The organism is Polaromonas sp. P1_H6 (assembly GCF_056405195.1).
Map to the genome: position 1 here is coordinate 36,488 of NZ_JBFUCN010000009.1, position 17,234 is coordinate 53,721.

Sequence of the window (17,234 nt, forward strand, 5' to 3'; positions counted from 1 at the left end):
TTTGGGATTGGCGAAAAAGGGAATTATACAAATGAGAATAGTTATCAATATCAACGGCATACGAAATACCGGGTCATTTCCGCCAGGTTCGGTGATGCAAAAAATGGGAGATGAGAGCCGCTCTCAAAACCCAGCGAAGCGGTCCTGGCTAGGCGCGCCGCCGCAGACAGCACACCAGTGCGGCAAGGCGGTGCAACAACGCCAGGAGGGTTTTTGAGCAGCTCTCAGCGCCGCCGGCCGGCCTTGCGCGCTTCGTAGCGCTTCATCAGCGGCGTGACCGAAACGCCGTGCGCGACGACCGAGGCCACCACCACGGCCAGCGTGATCGAAAGCAGCTGCTGGGCCAGCGCGCGTTGGATGTCGTGGTTGATGGCGTAGAGCAGGTAATAGAGCGAGCCGATGCCGCGTATGCCGAACCAGCCCATCAGGTTGCGCTGCGCGCCCCTGACCCGTGTGCCCAGCAGGCCGATGTAAACCGCCAGCGGCCGCACCACCAGGAACAGCACTGGGATGAACCACAGCACCTCCGGGCGAAAGCGCACGGTGGCCACCAGCACGCCGACGGCCAGCACGATGGCGACTTCGACAAAACTTTCCAGCTGGCTGTTGAAGCGCGCCACCGCGCGCATCATGTGGGCCGGCGCTTCGGCACCCGAAGCCTCCTGGTCCGCGGGGCTCAGCGTTTCGCCGGGGACGGGTGCCGGCGCCTGCGGGCGCACATGGGGCTCGTCAATGCGGCGCAGTGCCAGCCCGGCCGCGAACACCGCCAGGAATCCGTAGGTGTGGCTGAGCAGCGCGAGGCCGTAGGTGAGCCCTATCAGCCCCAACGCGATAAATTCGTCCGAGCCCAGCGCCTCGCGGTGCCGCATGCGCAGGTAGAGGATGGCGCGGCCCACCAGCGTGCCCAGCAGCCAGCCCAGTGCCAGGCCACCGGCTACCGCCCACAGCACGTCGACGGCCCACCAGCGCCAGCCGCCTTCGCCGAGTTCGTGCAGGCCCAGCAGGCCCAGGCCGAGCATGACAAAAGGAAAGGCCGTGCCGTCGTTGAGCCCGCCTTCACCCGTGAGGCCGAAGCGCAGGCGGTCACGGTCGCCGGGATCGGCCACCTGCACGTCGGAGGCCAGCACCGGGTCGGTGGGCGCCAGGATGGCGCCCAGCAGTACGGCCGCGCCCAGCGGGAGGTTCAGCAGGTACACGCCCAGCGCGGCGACGGCCGCCACCGTGAGCACCATGGACACCGTCGCCAGCTGCACCGGAATGCGCCAGCGGCCGTCGTGCCGGCGGAATTCGAGTTTCATGCCGCAGGTGAACAGCGAGACCAGCACCGCCACTTCCGTCAGGCGCTCCAGCAGCACGGCGTTCTTCAGCGCGTCGAGCTTGAGCAGCCCCAGCCCCACCGGGCTGACGGCCACGCCCACGCCGAGATAAAGCATGGCGGCGCTCAGCGGCAGGCGCGCGATGAAGGAGCCCCCCAGCGTCATCGCGATCAGCAGCGCGCCGGCCACGATGCAAGCCAGGGTGAAGGTGGTGGGCTCGTTCATGGCCCGAGCTTACGGCCGGTGCGCGCCTGTGTGTATCAGCCGGCACGCCGTCTTGTGCTGGCTATGGGCGGCGGCGCCGCGGCTACCAGTCGACCAAGCTCAGGCCCACGCTCAGGACGTTGCGTTTGCGGTTGTAGTCCACCAGGCTGTCGCCGTAGCCGCTGAAGAGCTGCACGTGGTAGCGCAGGCCGGTGTAGTTGGGCGACGAGGCGGGTGCCATCATCCAGTCAAGGCGCGCAGAACCGCGGGCCTCTTTGCGCAGCGAGTGCCGCAGCGTCACGCCCACTGTATTGGCCTTGTTGATCTGCCAGCTGCCGGTGACCTCGGCGCGGCCTATGTAGTTCTCGATGCCGGGGTTGTCGTCGTTGCCCGAGGACTCCTTGAGCCGGTCCCAGATGCGTCCCTGCAGGATCAGGCCCGAGTCCTGCCCCAGCGTCTTTTCCGCCGCGCCCATCAGGTAGACGCGGTTCCAGCTGCGTGACAGCGGCAGCGACTGGCCGTTGGACTGGTGCACCAGCCCCAGGCCCGAGAGCCGGTAGGTCCAGCCGCCGGCCAGCGGGATCTGGTGCGGGTACATATAGAGGATTTCGGGCTCGTGGTCGGTGGTGCGGAAAGGCCGTGAGATGGCGCCGTTGAACAGCTGCCAGTAGCTTTGCTGCGTGTAGCCGAACCACAGCGAGTCGTGGTCGTCCTCGTCCTCGGGGCCGTTCTTCAGCAGGCCCTTGGCGATCTTGGTGCGCACCGAGAGCTGGATCTTGTTTTCAGTCCGCATATAGGGCTGCGAAGTCAGCGCGGTATGGCCCAGCGACGGCGACGACGGCTGCATGTTCACGCTGTCGGAGGTGACCACCGCCAGCGAGATCGGCCGGTAGCCGCGCAGCGAGAAAGTGTCGCAGTCGGTGCCGCGCTGCAGCTCCCAGAAGCGCGAGAGTTCGGAGTACTTGGTGTTCTTGCAGCCTATGGGTTTGCCGTCCGGCGCCTCGGTGTTCAGCGAAGGCAGCAGCAGCACCGGCGTGGCCGGCTGGCCGGTCGCCGGATTGGCCGGCGCCGTGGTGAGGCTGGGCGCGGGCATGTTGGCCGGCGTCTGCGCGTCCGCCCATTGCTGGAAGCAGGCCAGTTGCGCGGCCGGGTCGGCCTTCATGGCCTGGCAAGCCTGCCAGCCCGTGGCGGGGGCGCGTGCCGAAGCCGAAGAAGAGGTTTGCGCCGGCGCCGGGGACATGGCGAAAAGCCCCAGGAGGCCGCCCCACAGCAGGGGCGCGGCAAATAGGGAGGGTATCGGTCGCATGGTTGGGCAGTCGGTTCGGTGATGTTTTAAAGGAATTTTCAGGCGCCCGCGCTTGGGGCTCAAGGCAGCCGGGTCAGCGTGAAGGGAATATCGGGCGCGTTGTCGGGCGCGCTGCTGCTGGTGTCTTTCCAGCTGCCCTTGAAGGCCTTGCCGCAGGAGCCCTCGACCATCTCGCCGTTCCAGGTGCCGGTGATGCTCACGTTGTCGGAAGACTCGTCGAGCAGCAGCATGCCGCCCTCGAGGTCGCCGGCCAGCGCGGCCTTGGCGGCATGGCCGGCAATGGCCTTGGAGCCGCCGGCCGGCCCCAGGTCGCGGCTCACAACGCCGGCCAGGCTTTCGGCGAATTCGGCGTGCCGCTCCAGCAGCATGGTGGCGCGGGCCGGCAGTCCGGCGGGCGGGTTGGAAAAACGCACGGCCCACAGGCCATAAAGCTGCGCGGCCTTCATGTCCGTCGCCGCGGGGCATCCGCTATCAGCTTTGGTTTGGGCGCTTGCCCCGGTAAACAGAGTGCAGCTTGCTATCAACAAAAGAGCAAATCGGAAGGTATTCGAAGTCATGAACAGATGAACGACGGCTCGAGGCCGTTCGGAACGGGGCTGCAGGAACGCTGCGCAAACCTGGCCGGGGCGGCCGGTCTGCGCAGCGGTGGAATGAAAACCCGGGCGGTGAGGTGCGGGGTTTAAGCAACGCGCAGCCTGGGGCTTGCGCACTATCTCACGAATACATCTTCTATGACGCGCAACTCAGGCAAACCCGCGAGTTGAAACCATTTGTAACTGAGATACTGAATTTGTTTCCATTTTTTACTCCGAAAGGCCCCACCATGAAAATCCGTCAATACATAAGTGTGCTGGTGCTGGCTTTGCTGGCTGGCCAAGCCTCGGCCCAGGGGGCGCCATTGGTGTTCGCCGTGAATGAAGGCGTGACTTATCGCGTCAATCCGGGCGCGACCGTCGAGCGTTTTCGGGACTTGTCCGAGGACCTGGGCAAGCTGCTCAAGCGCCCGGTCAAGATACAGCCCGTAACAGACTACAAAGAACTCGCGGCGGGCATGGCCGAGCAGCGCTACGACATCGCCTATGTGCACCCGGCCCACCATTCCATCCGGGCGATGTCCAAAAACGGCTACCGCCTGATCGCACTGACCAAGGGCTTCACCGACTACAGCGCTTCCTTCATGGTGCGCAGCGACTCCCCGCTCAAGTCCCTCAACGACCTGAAGGGCCTCAAGATAGGCGCGCCCAGTGAAGACTCCATCACCTCGGTGATCATGCGCGCCACCTTGCGAGACGCGCTCGGGACGCAACCGGTGGAAACCGTTTACGTCAAACTGCAGGATGCGGTGCCCTTCATGGTGGAAAACAACATGGTCGCCTCAGGCGTCACCGCGTCACGCGCGGTGGTCAAGGACTGGCAGGCCAAGGGCGGCAAGGTGCTGGCCACCAGCAAGCCCGTACCCATCAAGCATCTGCTCGCCAGCGGCAAGCTGACCGACGCGGAGCGCGCCCAGATCACCGCCTACTTTGTGGGGCTGGATCAATCCGCCGACGGCAAAAAACGGCTGGATGCGCTCGCCGTGCAGGGGTTCATCGAGTATGACCAGGCCAAGCTGATGGACCTCGGCAAATGGCTCGGGCTGTGACGTCCCATTCCTATTTCAACGCGATATGTCGTTGCAGCCCCCTTGCCGTGCTGTAGCACTGTCTGCGGGGTCGCGCCTAATCTCGCATTGAACTAGAAATGGGAGCGGTGGCGCTTTAACGAGTCTCGGAAGCCGCAGCTGCCGCAATCCCTTCAGCGGATTTTTTCGCAAACTCCGCGCGCAAGGCTTTGAGCTTTTCGCGCGGGTCTTCCTTCACCGTGGCCTTGTCCAGCGCCATCTCGGCGATGAAGCGGCTGGGCGCGCCGGGGATCATGTCGCGGCCTTTTTTGCGTTTGCGCAGCCAGTTCACGGCCAGCGTGCGCTGCGCGCGCGTGATGCCCACATACATCAGGCGGCGCTCTTCCTGCAGGCGCAGCGCGATGTTGTCGGTATTGGTGCCGTCGTCGTCTTCCAGCTTGAAGGGCAACAGGCCCTCGTTCACGCCGGCCAGCACCACGTGCGGCCACTCCAGGCCCTTGGCCGCGTGCAGGGTGGACAGCGTCACCACGTTCTGGTCGCCTTCGCGTTCGCTGATGGTGGACAGCAGCGCGATGGTCTGCACCACCTCCAGCATGGTCTTGGTTTCGGCGGCCACCACCGCGCCCGAGGCGTCGTCAATCTGGCCGCCGCAGCGCTGGGCCACCCAGTCGCAGAAATCCATCACATTGGTCCAGCGCGCGGCCGCGAGCTTCTCGCTGTCCTCGCCGTCGTACAGGTGTTTTTCGTAGTCGATTTCCTTGAGCCAGTCATTCAGGAAAGCGCGCGCGTCCTCGGCGCCCACGGTGCGTTTGGCGCGGTACTCGAGGTCGTTGAGGTAGCGGCCGAACTCATGCAGCGAGCCCACCGCCTTGGCCGGCAGCACCGAGCCCAGCGAGTTGCTGAACAGCGCCTCAAACAGGCTCTGCTTGGACTGGCTCGCGAAGTTGCCCAGCGCGCCCAGCGTGGTGTGGCCTATGCCGCGCTTGGGCGTGGTCACCGCGCGCATAAACGCCGGGTCGTCGTTGTTGTTGACCAGCAGCCGCATCCAGCAGCACAGGTCCTTGATCTCGGCGCGGTCGAAAAAGCTTTGCCCGCCCGAAACCTTGTAGGGGATGTTGGCCTTGCGAAAAGCCTTCTCGAAAGGTTTGGCCAGGTGGTTGGCGCGGTACAGCACGCAGAAGTCTTTCCACTCCTTGTACTGCCCGCCCTCGGCCTGCAGGCTGCCTTCGGCGCGCAGGCTCTGGATGCGCGCCACCACGCGCTCGGCCTCGTGTTCCTCGCTGTCGCAGTCGACCACGCGCACCGGCTCGCCTTCGCCGAGCTCGCTGAACAGCGTCTTGGGAAACAGCTTGGGATTGGGGCCGATCACGTTGTTGGCCGCACGCAGGATGGCGCTGGTCGAGCGGTAGTTCTGCTCGAGCTTCACCACCTTGAGGTTGGGGTAGTCCTGCGGCAGTTTCCTGAGGTTGTCCAGCGTGGCGCCGCGCCAGCCATAGATCGACTGGTCGTCGTCGCCCACCGCGGTGAAGCGGCCGCGCGGGCCCACCAGCAGCTTGAGCATTTCATACTGCGTGGCGTTGGTGTCCTGGTATTCGTCGACCAGCACATGGCTGAGCGACTCCTGCCATTTGCCGCGCACGCTGTCGTGCTCGCGCAGCAGCTTGAGCGGCAGGCCCACCAGGTCGTCGAAGTCCACGCTCTGGTAGGCGGTCAGGCGTTCTTCATAGTGCGCCATGACGCGCGCGATGGCGCGTTCCTCGTCGCCGTTGGCCTGCGCCATGGCCTCGGCCGCGTTGAGGCCCATGTTCTTCCAGAGGCTGATGGTCCACTGCCACTGCCGCGCGGTGGCCGCATCGGTGCTGCCGCCGGCGTCCTTGATGATGCTGGTCACGTCGTCGCTGTCGAGAATCGAGAATTGGGGCTTCAGGCCCAGGGCCGCGCCGTCCTGGCGCAGCATGCGCACGCCCAGCGCGTGGAAGGTGCAGATCAGCACGCCCTTGGCGCTTTTGCCGATCAACGCCTTGGCCCGCTCGCGCATCTCGGCGGCGGCCTTGTTGGTGAAGGTGATCGCGGCAACCTGCTCCGGCTTGAGCCCCGACTGGATCAAGCGGCCGATCTTGTGCGTGATCACCCGCGTCTTGCCCGAACCCGCGCCCGCCAGCACCAGGCAGGGACCATGCAGGTAGTTCACGGCTTCTTGTTGGGCGAGGTTCAGGCCGTGAGTCATGAAAAAGAATCGATTCCAAGGAGAGAAAATGCGCGGGACCGGCCATGTCAAGGACTGCCGGTGAAGGGCAAATCATAGCGGTTGCCCTTTTGCGGTCCGCGGTGCGGGGAACACCCGAAATTCCGGATTCAGGGAATAAATGCCCGCAGCGAATCCTCACGGGCCCAGGAAGCTATCAAAGCAATAGCGCTGCCGGACCTGGCTCGGCTTCACGCATACCGGCTCGCCGGGGCGAAGCCGCCCTGCGTCAGGGACAAGGCCTGGGCCGCCTGCTGCAGCAGCAGTCGCACGGTTTTCTGGTCGGGGCCGACGTGGCGGTCTATGCGCCGCACGTAAGGGCAGGTCAGTGCCGCCAGCGCGCTGTGGTCGGGCCCGAAGATCGGGCAGGAAATATCGGCCACGCCGAAAGATTGCAGGCTGTCGCGCTCGAAATAGCCTTGCTTGCGGATCACGCCGAGGGCGGCAGCCAATGCATCGGACTCGATCGGCACCTCGCCTTCGAGCGCCGTGTGCTGGGCCAGCATTTGCTGGGCCTGGCTGGCATCCGCGAAAGCCAGCAACACCCGGCCCGAGGCGGTGTCGACCAGCCCGACATGCACCCCCACGCGGATCGTCATGCTCCAGGTGCCGGGGCCGTTGACCTGTGCGGTGACCAGCACATTGCCCTGGTCATAAACGCCCATGTGGCAGGCCTGCTCCGCCTTCTGCGCGAAAGCTTCCATGATGGGAATGGCCTGGGTCACCAGCCGGTTGAGCGGCGGATGCATGTGGGCCAGCGAGAAGAGCTTCAGGCTCAGCGAGTAGCGGTCGCCCGAGAGCGAGCGCATCACATATTGCCGCGCCACCAGGCGCTCCAGCATGCGGTAGATCTCGCTCGCGTTGCGGTCCATTTCCTTGACGATCTCCGCGCGTGTCAGGCCCTGCGGCTGACGGGCCAGCAACTCCAGGATGTCCAGGCCTTTGTCGAGCGCCGGTGCGCGGTAGCGGTCTTCCGCAAGAGGCGGAGATGCGGTGGCGCCAGCGTCATTCGGGGTCGGGTCGATCGTCGGGGGAAAAGATTTTGGTGTCATGGCGGCGGGTTGGGTGAGGGCAAAGGCATTGCAATTTTGATATGTAACGCAGCGCTCCTGATATGTCACATGGCGCTTGCGAGGACTTTCGCCTTCATTGCGTTGAGTTTATTTACTTTTGCACTTAATGTTCATCAATAAATTAAATCCTGACCTAGGGAAAGTCCGGAGCTTGGAAAGATGAGCAAATTTCTATGATTCACACCGTTTCGATCCATAAGTGAATAGATTGTTCATCAATGAACCATTTGTAACAATAAGTTTCCTGCCTTTGGCGCCCTGCCTCGTAAATGGTCCCGTCAGCTAAAAAAGGTTTTTGTTATGCGCCCAGGACGATTTGAGAAGAAAACGGTATCGGTCTCAGCGCCGGCGTCCGGACTGGTGGCCGCAGCCTGTGCACCGGCTTGCGCCGGGGACGGCGCTCGGGGCACGTCTTTCTTGTGCGCCGGCGGCGTCGTAAGGACCTGAGTGAACACCGCAGTTGCCAGCAACCGCTCATGACACCTCTTGTGGCCATCACCAAGCTGTGCAAGTCCTTCCCGGGAGTGCGCGCGCTGCACAACGCCCGGTTTGAGCTTGCCGCGGGCGAAGTGCACGCCCTGATGGGCGAGAACGGTGCCGGCAAATCCACCTTGATGAAGATACTGGCCGGGGTCTACCAGAAGGACGCCGGCGAGATCAGCATCGACGGCCAGCCAGTCGAGATCACCAGCCCGCGCGCCGCGCAAGCACTGGGCATCGGCATCATCCACCAGGAGCTCAACCTGATGGGCCACCTCAGCGTGGCACAGAACATCTTCATCGGACGCGAGCCGCTCGGCCGGCTGGGCCTGTTCGTCGACACCGAAAAGATGGCCCGTGATACCCAGGCGATCTTCGACCGCCTGAACCTGAGCCTGGAGCCGCATACGCTGGTCTGCGACCTGACGGTGGCGCGCCAGCAGATGGTCGAGATCGCCAAGGCGCTGTCCTTCGACTCGCGCGTGCTGATCCTGGACGAGCCCACCGCCGCGCTGAACAACGCCGAAATCGACGACCTGTTTCGCATCATCGGCCAGCTCAAGCGCCAGGGCGTCGGCATGGTCTACATCTCGCACAAGATGGACGAGCTCAAGCGCATCTCGGACCGCGTGACGGTGATGCGCGACGGCCAGTACATCGGCACCGTGCCGACCGCCACCACCAGCATGGACACCATCATCGGCATGATGGTGGGGCGCGCGCTGCTGGAAGACGAGCGACCGCCGGCAGGCGACCAGGGCGGGGAGACCGTGCTGGAGGTGCGCGGCCTCAATCGCGGCCGCACGATCAAGGATGTCAGCTTCAGCGTGCGCAAGGGCGAGATCCTGGGCTTTGCCGGCCTGATGGGCGCCGGCCGGACCGAAGTGGCACGCGCCGTATTCGGCGCCGACAAAAGGGATTCGGGAGAGATCTGGGTCAGGGGCCGCCGGATCGGGGTGCACAGCCCGGCCGACGCGGTGAAGCACGGCATCGGCTACCTGTCGGAAGACCGCAAGCACTTTGGCCTGGCCACCGGCATGGACGTGCAGACCAACATCGTGCTGGCGACCCTGCGGCGCTTTCTGAGCTTCAGCTTTTTCCTCAAGCCCGCCGCGATGCAGGAAACGGCGGTGAAACTGATCGCGCAGCTGGGCATCAAGACACCCAGCGCGCAGCAGAAAGTGGCGCTGCTGTCGGGCGGCAACCAGCAAAAAATCGTGGTCGCCAAATGGCTGGTGCGCGACTGCGAGATCCTGTTTTTCGACGAGCCCACGCGCGGCATCGACGTGGGCGCCAAGAGCGAAATCTACAAGCTGCTCAATGCGCTGGCGGCGCAAGGCCGCGCGATCGTGATGATCTCTTCGGAACTGCCCGAGGTGCTTCGCCTGAGCCACCGCATCGTGGTGATGTGTGAGGGCCGCATCACCGGCGAGCTGTCGGCCAGAGAGGCCACCCAGGAAAAAATCATGCAGTTGGCCACCCAGCGCGAAGCGCCGGCGGCCGTTTCCAGCCTGGTTGCCGTTGGCGCCTTCTAAAACAACAACGGAACCTTCCTCCATGACCGTCTCCAAGTTGCTGCAGGGTTTTAAAACTGCGGCCTTCAGCAGCAATACCCGTCAAAAGCTTCTGGCGTTTGCCAGCTTGCTGGGTTTGCTGATTTTCTTCAGTGTGGCCTCACCCAGCTTCATGCAAACCGACAACATGGTGGGCATTTTGCAGGCCACCGCGGTGAACGGCGTGCTGGCCATTGCCTGCACCTTCGTCATCATCACCTCGGGCATAGATCTTTCGGTGGGCACCCTGATGACGTTCTGCGCCGTCATGGCCGGGGTGGTGTTGACCTACTGGGGCCTGCCCTTCTACCTGGGCGTGCTGGCGGCGATCTTCTTCGGCGCGCTCTCAGGCTTCATCTCGGGCATGCTGATTGCCAAGCTGAAGATTCCGCCCTTCATTGCCACGCTGGGCATGATGCTCATGCTCAAGGGCCTGTCGCTGGTCATCACCCATTCCAAGCCGATCTATTTCAACGACACGCCTGAGTTCTCGCTCATTTCCCAGGAATCGCTGATCGGCTACTTCCTGCCCGAACTCCCCATCCCCAACGCGGTGCTGATCCTCTTTGTGGTGGCGGTGCTGTCCAGCCTGGTGCTGAACAAGACGGTGCTGGGCACCTACACCTTCGCGCTGGGCAGCAACGAAGAGGCAGTGCGCCTGTCGGGCGTGAACGTGGACCGCTGGAAGATCATTGTCTACACGCTGAGCGGCGCGATCTGCGGCATAGCCGGCCTGCTCATCGCCTCGCGCCTGAACTCCGCACAGCCCTCACTGGGCCAGGGCTACGAGCTGGACGCGATTGCCGCCGTCGTGATCGGCGGCACCTCGCTCAGCGGCGGGGTCGGCACGATCCTGGGCACCATCATCGGCGCTTTCATCATGAGCGTGCTGACCAACGGGCTGCGCATCATGTCGGTGGCCCAGGAGTGGCAGACCGTGGTGACCGGCCTGATCATCATCGCGGCGGTATATGCCGACATCTTGCGAAAGCGCAGGTAGATGCAAGCAAACGCCGTCTCAGCCGCCGGGCCGCCTGCGTGCGGTCCTTAGCAAGGAGAACCCCAAATCCCCAGCCCATGCAGACGTTTGATTTTGATATTCATCGCAGCAAACCATAACGATCAGGAGACGACATGATTTTGAAACGAACACTTTTAAGCCTCGCGCTGGGCCTTGGCCTGGCTTCCACCTTGAGTACGGCGCTGGCCGCCGACGAGATCTACATCCCGATGATCTCCAAGGGCTTTCAGCACCAGTTCTGGCAGGCCGTCAAGGCAGGGGCCGAGCAGGCCGGCAAGGACTACAAGGTCAAGGTGACCTTCGAAGGCCCCGAGAGCGAGAGCATGGTGGACAAGCAGATCGACATGTTCGCGGCGGCGCTGGCCAAAAAACCGTCGGCCATCGGCTTTGCCGCGCTGGACAGCAAGGCGTCGATCCCGCTGCTGAAAAAAGCCCAGGCCGCCAAGATCCCGGTCATCGCCTTTGACTCGGGCGTGGACAGCGACATTCCGGTGACCACAACCACCACCAACAACGTGGCCGCCGCCGCCCTGGCCGCCGACAAGATGGCCGAGCTGATCGGTAAAAGCGGCGATGTCGCCCTGGTCGTGCACGACCAGACCAGCCGCACCGGTATCGACCGCACCGACGGATTTGTCAACCGCATCAAGTCGACTTATCCCAACATCAAGATCGTCAGCGTGCAGTACGGCGGCGGCGACCAGCTCAAATCGACCGAGATCACCAAGTCCATCCTGCAAGCCAATCCCAACCTGAAGGGCATTTTCGGCGCCAACGAAGGCTCGGCCATCGGTGCGTTGAACGGCGCCAGGGAGATGAAGCGCAAGCTGGTGATCATCGGCTACGACTCCGGCAAGCAGCAAAAAGCCGCCATCCTGGACGGCTCCATGGCCGGCGCCATCACCCAGAACCCGGTCGGCATCGGCTACAAGACCGTCGAGGCGGCGGTCAAGTCCCTCAAGGGCGAGAAGCTGCCCAAGGTCATAGACACCGGCTTCTATTACTACGACAAGACCACCATCAACGATCCCAAGATCGCGGCGGTCCTGTATGACTGATGGGTGCGGCGGCCTCAAGGCTGCCACGCGCTGAAGCGCTTCTTCACCAGGCAAACGGCAATCCTTCATGAGCACTATCCAATCCATGCGTGTCATCGACGTGCGCTTTCCCACGTCGCGGCATCTTGACGGCTCGGATGCGATGAATCCGGACCCGGATTATTCGGCTGCCTATGTGGTGCTGGAAACCGGCCAGCCGGGGCTCGAAGGCCATGGCCTGACGTTCACCATAGGCCGCGGCAATGAAATCTGCTGCGCCGCCATCGAAGCCATGCGCCACCTGGTGGTCGGCCTGGACATGGACTGGGTGACCGCGGACATGGGCCGTTTCTGGCGTTACATCACCTCGGACAGCCAGCTGCGGTGGATAGGCCCGGACAAGGGCGCCATCCACCTGGCGACGGCCGCCGTGGTCAACGCCGTGTGGGACCTGTGGGCCAAGCAGGAGGGCCTGCCGGTGTGGAAGCTGGTGGCCCGCATGAGCCCGGAAGAAATCGTCAGGCTGATCGACTTTCGCTACATCACCGACTGCATCACGCCGGCCGAAGCACTGGCGCTGCTGACGCGCCAGGCCGCCGGCAAGGACGCGCGCCTGGAGACGCTGGAGCGGGAAGGCTACGCCTGCTACACCACTTCCGCCGGCTGGCTGGGCTATGACGACGAAAAGCTCAGGCGCCTGGCCCAGGAGGCGGTGGATGCCGGCTTTTCGCACATCAAGCTCAAGGTGGGCCGCGACCTGCAGGACGACATCCGGCGGGTGCGTGTCGCCCGCGAGGTGCTCGGCCCCGACCGCACCCTGATGATCGATGCCAACCAGGTGTGGGATGTGAACGAGGCGATTGAATGGCTGGGCCACCTGGGTTTTGCGAAACCCTGGTTCATCGAGGAGCCGACCAGCCCCGACGACATCGAGGGGCATCGCCGCATCCGCGAGGCGGTCAAGGGCGACATGCAGGTCGCCACCGGCGAGATGTGCCAGAACCGCGTCATGTTCAAGCAGCTCATCATGCAGGGCGCCATTGACGTGGTGCAGATCGACGCCTGCCGGCTCGGCGGGGTCAATGAAGTGCTGGCCGTGATGTTGATGGCCGCCAAGTACGGGCTCAAGGTGTGCCCGCATGCCGGCGGGGTCGGCCTGTGCGAATACGTGCAGCACCTGTCGATGATCGACTACCTCTGCATCGCCGGCACCAAGGAAGGCCGGGTCATCGAATACGTGGACCACCTGCACGAGCACTTTGTGGATCCCTGCGTGATTCGCAATGCCGCCTACATGCCGCCGCAGCGGCCGGGTTATTCGATCGAGATGAAGCGCGAGTCGCTGGCGCAGTACGCCTTCAGGGCTTGACGGCCCGCCGCCCCTTCATTGCCTGCCCCACCCATGACCAACAGACGAGACCGGAGCCCCACGATGGACTTATCGACCGACCGCGAAATTGCCGACACGGCAGTGTTCCTGCCGCCGGGCGCCATGAACAGACATCCACACCGCCGAAACGCCATGCGGCGCTGCCAGCCACCGGGCCTGAAGAGCACGGTGAAAGCGGGCCGCCATGTTTTCCCCGCCCGAACCGGGTTCGCTCTGGGCAGCCATGCCGGCGAATGGGCATATCCGGACTTCTTCAACTGACTCAATCCAACCACAGAAAAGAGAGACAAATCATGAAAAGTGCTATCCGTAGTATGTACCTGGGCGTTGCCTGCGCGGCCGTGCTGGCTCCGCAAATGGCCTCTGCCCAGTCCACCGTCACCTTGTACGGACGGGTCGTGTCAGGCCTGGCCTATATCGACCATGTGTTTGACCCGGTGGCCAATGCCAGCTTCTCCAAAACCATGGTGGCCAGCAACCAGTGGGGCACCAGCATGTGGGGCATGAAGGGCAAGGAAGATCTGGGGGGCGGACTGGCGGCCAATTTCACCCTCGAAAGCGGGTTTGAGCTTAAAAACGGGGGGGCCGGAACGAACCTGTTCAACCGCCGCGCCTATGTCGGCCTGTCCAACGCCAGCTGGGGCAGTTTTCGCCTCGGCAAGAACCTGTTCATCAGCAATGATGTGTGGGACCTGGACCCGACCGGCCAGCAGTGGGTGGGCAGCGCCACCCTGGTCAGGGGACGCAGCTGGCCCGGTGCCAACAATGTGATCGAGTATTCAACGCCGGATATGGGCGGCTTTAATGCCACGGGGCAGATCTCGCTCGGCGAACAGGCGGGCAACAACAAGGCCAACCGCGGCGAAGGCTTTTCTCTGACCTATGCGAACCAGGACCTGATGCTGCGCGCCATCTATTCCCAGCGCCGTAATGCCGCCGGCACCTTCACGGATGTTTTCAACACCTCCAAGGAAACCATCGTCGGCGGCACTTACAAGATCGGCCCGGCCAAGCTGTATGCGGCCTACGACTACATCACCGCAGCTGACGCGGCCCTCACCGCAGCGACCAAGCTCAAGCATGCCTGGGTCGGCGTTCGCTACGATGTGACGCCGGCGCTCACGCTGATCGGTTCGGTCTTCCACGTCAAGTCTGACCGGGTGGCCGGCAAGGCCACGCTGGGCATGGTGGGCGCGGACTACAGCATGTCCAAGCGCACGCTGCTGTACGCGGCATTCGGCAACGTCAGCAACTCCAGTGGCGCCAACTTCGGGGTGGACACGGTATCGGGAAATCCGGCGATCAACCAGTCGCAAAGAACCATTTACGCGGGCATTGCGCACAGCTTTTAAAGCGGCGGCGCCGGGCGAAGGCCAGGCGTTCGGCGGCGGGCTGGCGGGATTCGCATCGGAATCACGCCACCCGCCAGCCGTCCTGCCGTCATTTGCCCTGTCATGAATAAGTAGCTGCAGCGCAGGCACTCCCTGCGCTGCAGCTATTTTTTTTGCCCAATCGACAGGCGGGCGGAGCTTTGCGACGCACCCACACGCAAGGCGTGGGCGACAATCAGCGCCGTGCTCGGCATTCTTTTCGTCACCTTCCCCTTTTTCGCCTTGGTGCTGTGCGGCTACCTGGCCGCGCGCCGCGGCCTGCTTCCGCATCTGGCCATCCCCGGCCTCAACACCTTTGTGCTGTATTTCGCGCTGCCCTGCATGCTCTACCGCTTCGGCGCCGGCACGCCGATCGCGCAGCTGCTGGACGCCAGCCTGGTCGCGGTTTACCTGGTGTGCGCGCTGCTGATGGTGGCTTTCACCGTGATGCTCACGCGCAAGGGCCGCATTGCCTGGAACGATGCGTCCTTCGGCGCGCTGGTCGCGGCCTTTCCCAACACCGGCTTCATGGGTGTGCCCCTGCTGGTGGCGCTGCTGGGCGCGCAGGCCGCCGGCCCGGCCATCGTCACCATCCTTGTTGATCTATTGGTGACGAGTTCGCTGTGCATCGCGCTGTCGCGGCTGGATTCGGCCGACATCCACGGCGCCGAAGTCGCCGCGCAGAAGGCGCTCAAGGGCGTGGCGCTCAATCCCATGCCCTGGGCCATCGTGCTGGGCGCGCTGTCGTCAGGCTTCGGGGTGGCGCTCCCCGGGCCGGTGATGCAGACCGTGGGGCTGCTGGCCGACGCCGCCTCGCCGGTGGCGCTGTTCACCATAGGCGCGGTGCTGGCCCGCTCACAGATGAACAGCGTTGCGGCCACGCCGCTCAGGGACTACGTGCCGGTGGCGCTGATCAAGCTGGTGGTCCATCCGGTGCTCGTGGGCCTGGTGGGGCTGGGCGCCATCGCGCTGGGCGTGCCGCTGGATCGGTTTGCGCTCACCGTGATCGTGCTGGTGGCGGCCCTGCCCAGCGCCAGCAACGTGGCGATGCTGGCCGAGCGCTTCGGCGCCGACAACGGCCGCATCGCGCGCATCATCCTGTTGTCCACTGTGCTGGCCTTTTTCAGCTTTTCGGCGGCCGTAGCCCTGCTCACCTGAGGCGGAGCCCGGGCCTGCGCCCGGGTTTCAGCGGCTGTTACAAAAAAACTGAAAAAAGACGGCGCCCCTGCTGTCGATTTCGCTCCGCCCGTTCGTCGTACCGGTAAGAGCAGGATGTTTCTGCCCGGGTTGTCCGGGCTCTCCGCTCCCAACCCAAAGGAGTCCGATATGAAATTCATGGTTCTGGTGAAAGCCGACAAACACAGCGAAGCCGGTGAAATGCCCGGCGAACAACTGCTGGCCGACATGGGCAAGTTCAACGAATCACTGGTCAAGGCCGGCGTGATGCTCGCGGGCGAGGGGCTGCACCCCAGTTCCAAAGGCGCGCGTGTCAGGTTTTCCGGCAGCAAGCGCACCGTGATTGACGGGCCTTTCCCCGAAACCAAGGAACTGGTGGCCGGCTTCTGGATGCTGCAGGTTTCGTCGAAGGAAGAGGCGATTGAATGGGTCAAACGCTGCCCGTTTCCGCCTGAGAGCGAAGCTGAAATCGAAATCCGCCAGGTGTTCTCGGCCGAAGACTTCGGGGCCGAGTTCACGCCCGAACTGCGCGAGGCCGAGGAGCGCCTGCGCCGGCAGGTCGAAGCGCGGAGCTGAAACGCACTCGCCCCGCGTTTGAGGTAAAAACCGGGTTCTAAGGAGACTCCACGCATGCAATTCATGATCCTGCGCAAATCCGACGCGAGCACCGAGGCTGGTGAACTGCCCGGCCCCGCGTTGCTGGCCGCCATGGGCGCTTACAACGAAGAACTGGCCAAGGCCGGCATGCTGCTGGGCGGAGAGGGCCTGCAGCCGAGTTCAAAGGGTGCTCGCATCCGCTTCTCCGGCGGCAAGCCCACGGTCGTCGACGGCCCCTTCACCGAAGCCAAGGAGCTGATCGCCGGCTTCACTATGGTCGAGGCGGCCTCGCGCCAGGAAGTCATCGAGTGGCTCAAACGTTGGCCGCAGGAAGATGCCGGCGGCAACAGTTCGCTGGAGGTCCGCGAAGGCGGCTGCCCCGGCGGCCTGCGCGGCGTGGCCGGTGAAGGCGCGCCGGCTTTGCCCGAAGGCTTTCGGCGTTTCATGATTTTGCTCAAGGCCAACGACAGGGCCGAAGCCGGCACCGTGCCCGACAAGCAGTGGCTGGGGCGCATGGCCCAGCACAACGACGAGGCCGTCAAGGTCGGCGTGCTGCTGATGGGCGAAGGCCTCAAGCCCAGCGCCAGCGCATCTCGTCTCAAATTCACCCGGGGTAAACCCAGTGTGATGGACGGGCCCTTTGCCGAAGCCAAGGAATTGCTGGCCGGCTTCTGGATCATCCAGGCGCGCTCGCTGCAGGCCGCGGTGGACTGGGCGCTGGGCTACCCGTTTCCTTTCAGCGACACCGAGGAGGTCGAGGTTGAAATCCGGCTGCTGTATGAGGCCGCCGATTTCGCCGCGGCCTGAAGGTCGGGGTGCGGCCAAAAAAATCTGAAATTTTTTTG

15 protein-coding genes are annotated in these 17,234 nt (G+C 63.9%); 10 read left to right on the forward strand and 5 right to left on the reverse strand.

The genetic code is table 11. The features are described 5' to 3' along the window. Positions 1–224: 224 nt before the first annotated feature. The 3 genes from AC1D1F_RS10520 to AC1D1F_RS10530 form a co-directional block, all read right to left on the reverse strand. Complete coding sequence (locus AC1D1F_RS10520) at positions 225–1,541, reverse strand: cation:proton antiporter (protein ID WP_477700717.1); 1,317 nt, start codon at positions 1,539–1,541, stop codon at positions 225–227. An 82-nt stretch (positions 1,542–1,623) separates the two neighbouring features. Next, entirely contained in the window at positions 1,624–2,826 is a 1,203-nt protein-coding gene (locus tag AC1D1F_RS10525) for a phospholipase A (protein WP_477675335.1), read from the reverse strand. Positions 2,827–2,885: 59 nt separating this feature from the next. Further along, entirely contained in the window at positions 2,886–3,272 is a 387-nt protein-coding gene (locus AC1D1F_RS10530) for a hypothetical protein (protein ID WP_477675334.1), read from the reverse strand. A 377-nt stretch (positions 3,273–3,649) separates the two neighbouring features. Between AC1D1F_RS10530 and AC1D1F_RS10535 the strand changes: the two genes are divergently transcribed. Further along, positions 3,650–4,468, forward strand: coding sequence for a phosphate/phosphite/phosphonate ABC transporter substrate-binding protein (locus AC1D1F_RS10535; RefSeq protein WP_477675333.1), 819 nt, complete (start codon positions 3,650–3,652; stop codon positions 4,466–4,468). Between the two features lie 115 nt (positions 4,469–4,583). On the opposite strand, the gene AC1D1F_RS10540 is transcribed toward AC1D1F_RS10535, so the two are convergent. Beyond that, positions 4,584–6,674, reverse strand: a complete 2,091-nt coding sequence (locus AC1D1F_RS10540; protein WP_477696226.1) for an ATP-dependent helicase — start codon at positions 6,672–6,674, stop codon at positions 4,584–4,586. A 209-nt stretch (positions 6,675–6,883) separates the two neighbouring features. Then, on the reverse strand, positions 6,884–7,744 hold the full coding sequence (locus AC1D1F_RS10545) for an IclR family transcriptional regulator (RefSeq protein WP_477675331.1): 861 nt from the start codon (positions 7,742–7,744) through the stop codon (positions 6,884–6,886). A 497-nt stretch (positions 7,745–8,241) separates the two neighbouring features. Between AC1D1F_RS10545 and AC1D1F_RS10550 the strand changes: the two genes are divergently transcribed. The 9 genes from AC1D1F_RS10550 (at position 8,242) to AC1D1F_RS10590 (ending at position 17,196) form a co-directional block, all read left to right on the forward strand. Then, a complete protein-coding gene (locus tag AC1D1F_RS10550) occupies positions 8,242–9,780 on the forward strand; it encodes a sugar ABC transporter ATP-binding protein (protein ID WP_477696225.1) in 1,539 nt (512 codons plus the stop codon). A 22-nt stretch (positions 9,781–9,802) separates the two neighbouring features. Further along, positions 9,803–10,798 carry an ABC transporter permease gene (locus AC1D1F_RS10555; RefSeq protein WP_477696224.1) on the forward strand — a complete coding sequence of 332 codons (996 nt, stop codon included), beginning with the start codon at positions 9,803–9,805 and terminating at the stop codon, positions 10,796–10,798. A 137-nt stretch (positions 10,799–10,935) separates the two neighbouring features. Beyond that, positions 10,936–11,877 (forward strand): substrate-binding domain-containing protein, encoded by a 942-nt coding sequence (locus AC1D1F_RS10560; protein WP_477678821.1) that lies wholly within the window; start codon positions 10,936–10,938, stop codon positions 11,875–11,877. A gap of 67 nt (positions 11,878–11,944) precedes the next feature. After that, positions 11,945–13,225, forward strand: coding sequence for an L-fuconate dehydratase (locus tag AC1D1F_RS10565; protein WP_477678819.1), 1,281 nt, complete (start codon positions 11,945–11,947; stop codon positions 13,223–13,225). 63 nt (positions 13,226–13,288) lie between these two features. Next, positions 13,289–13,507: a hypothetical protein gene (locus tag AC1D1F_RS10570; RefSeq protein WP_477678818.1), complete on the forward strand. Its 219-nt coding sequence runs from the start codon at positions 13,289–13,291 to the stop codon at positions 13,505–13,507. Positions 13,508–13,539: 32 nt separating this feature from the next. After that, complete coding sequence (locus tag AC1D1F_RS10575; RefSeq protein WP_477696223.1) at positions 13,540–14,598, forward strand: porin; 1,059 nt, start codon at positions 13,540–13,542, stop codon at positions 14,596–14,598. A gap of 222 nt (positions 14,599–14,820) precedes the next feature. After that, complete coding sequence (locus tag AC1D1F_RS10580; RefSeq protein WP_477679213.1) at positions 14,821–15,774, forward strand: AEC family transporter; 954 nt, start codon at positions 14,821–14,823, stop codon at positions 15,772–15,774. Between the two features lie 168 nt (positions 15,775–15,942). After that, positions 15,943–16,368, forward strand: coding sequence for a YciI family protein (locus tag AC1D1F_RS10585; protein WP_477676467.1), 426 nt, complete (start codon positions 15,943–15,945; stop codon positions 16,366–16,368). Between the two features lie 54 nt (positions 16,369–16,422). After that, a complete protein-coding gene (locus tag AC1D1F_RS10590; RefSeq protein WP_477676466.1) occupies positions 16,423–17,196 on the forward strand; it encodes a YciI family protein in 774 nt (257 codons plus the stop codon). Positions 17,197–17,234: the final 38 nt, after the last annotated feature.

Bases quoted from the DNA above. Each gene is read 5' to 3' on its own strand.
- AC1D1F_RS10520 (WP_477700717.1), bottom strand. From the start codon at position 1,541: ATGAACGAGCCCACCACCTTCACCCTGGCTTGCATCGTGGCCGGCGCG.
- AC1D1F_RS10525 (WP_477675335.1), bottom strand. From the start codon at position 2,826: ATGCGACCGATACCCTCCCTATTTGCCGCGCCCCTGCTGTGGGGCGGC.
- AC1D1F_RS10530 (WP_477675334.1), bottom strand. From the start codon at position 3,272: ATGAAGGCCGCGCAGCTTTATGGCCTGTGGGCCGTGCGTTTTTCCAAC.
- AC1D1F_RS10535 (WP_477675333.1), top strand. From the start codon at position 3,650: ATGAAAATCCGTCAATACATAAGTGTGCTGGTGCTGGCTTTGCTGGCT.
- AC1D1F_RS10540 (WP_477696226.1), bottom strand. From the start codon at position 6,674: ATGACTCACGGCCTGAACCTCGCCCAACAAGAAGCCGTGAACTACCTG.
- AC1D1F_RS10545 (WP_477675331.1), bottom strand. From the start codon at position 7,744: ATGACACCAAAATCTTTTCCCCCGACGATCGACCCGACCCCGAATGAC.
- AC1D1F_RS10550 (WP_477696225.1), top strand. From the start codon at position 8,242: ATGACACCTCTTGTGGCCATCACCAAGCTGTGCAAGTCCTTCCCGGGA.
- AC1D1F_RS10555 (WP_477696224.1), top strand. From the start codon at position 9,803: ATGACCGTCTCCAAGTTGCTGCAGGGTTTTAAAACTGCGGCCTTCAGC.
- AC1D1F_RS10565 (WP_477678819.1), top strand. From the start codon at position 11,945: ATGAGCACTATCCAATCCATGCGTGTCATCGACGTGCGCTTTCCCACG.
- AC1D1F_RS10570 (WP_477678818.1), top strand. From the start codon at position 13,289: ATGGACTTATCGACCGACCGCGAAATTGCCGACACGGCAGTGTTCCTG.
- AC1D1F_RS10575 (WP_477696223.1), top strand. From the start codon at position 13,540: ATGAAAAGTGCTATCCGTAGTATGTACCTGGGCGTTGCCTGCGCGGCC.
- AC1D1F_RS10585 (WP_477676467.1), top strand. From the start codon at position 15,943: ATGAAATTCATGGTTCTGGTGAAAGCCGACAAACACAGCGAAGCCGGT.
- AC1D1F_RS10590 (WP_477676466.1), top strand. From the start codon at position 16,423: ATGCAATTCATGATCCTGCGCAAATCCGACGCGAGCACCGAGGCTGGT.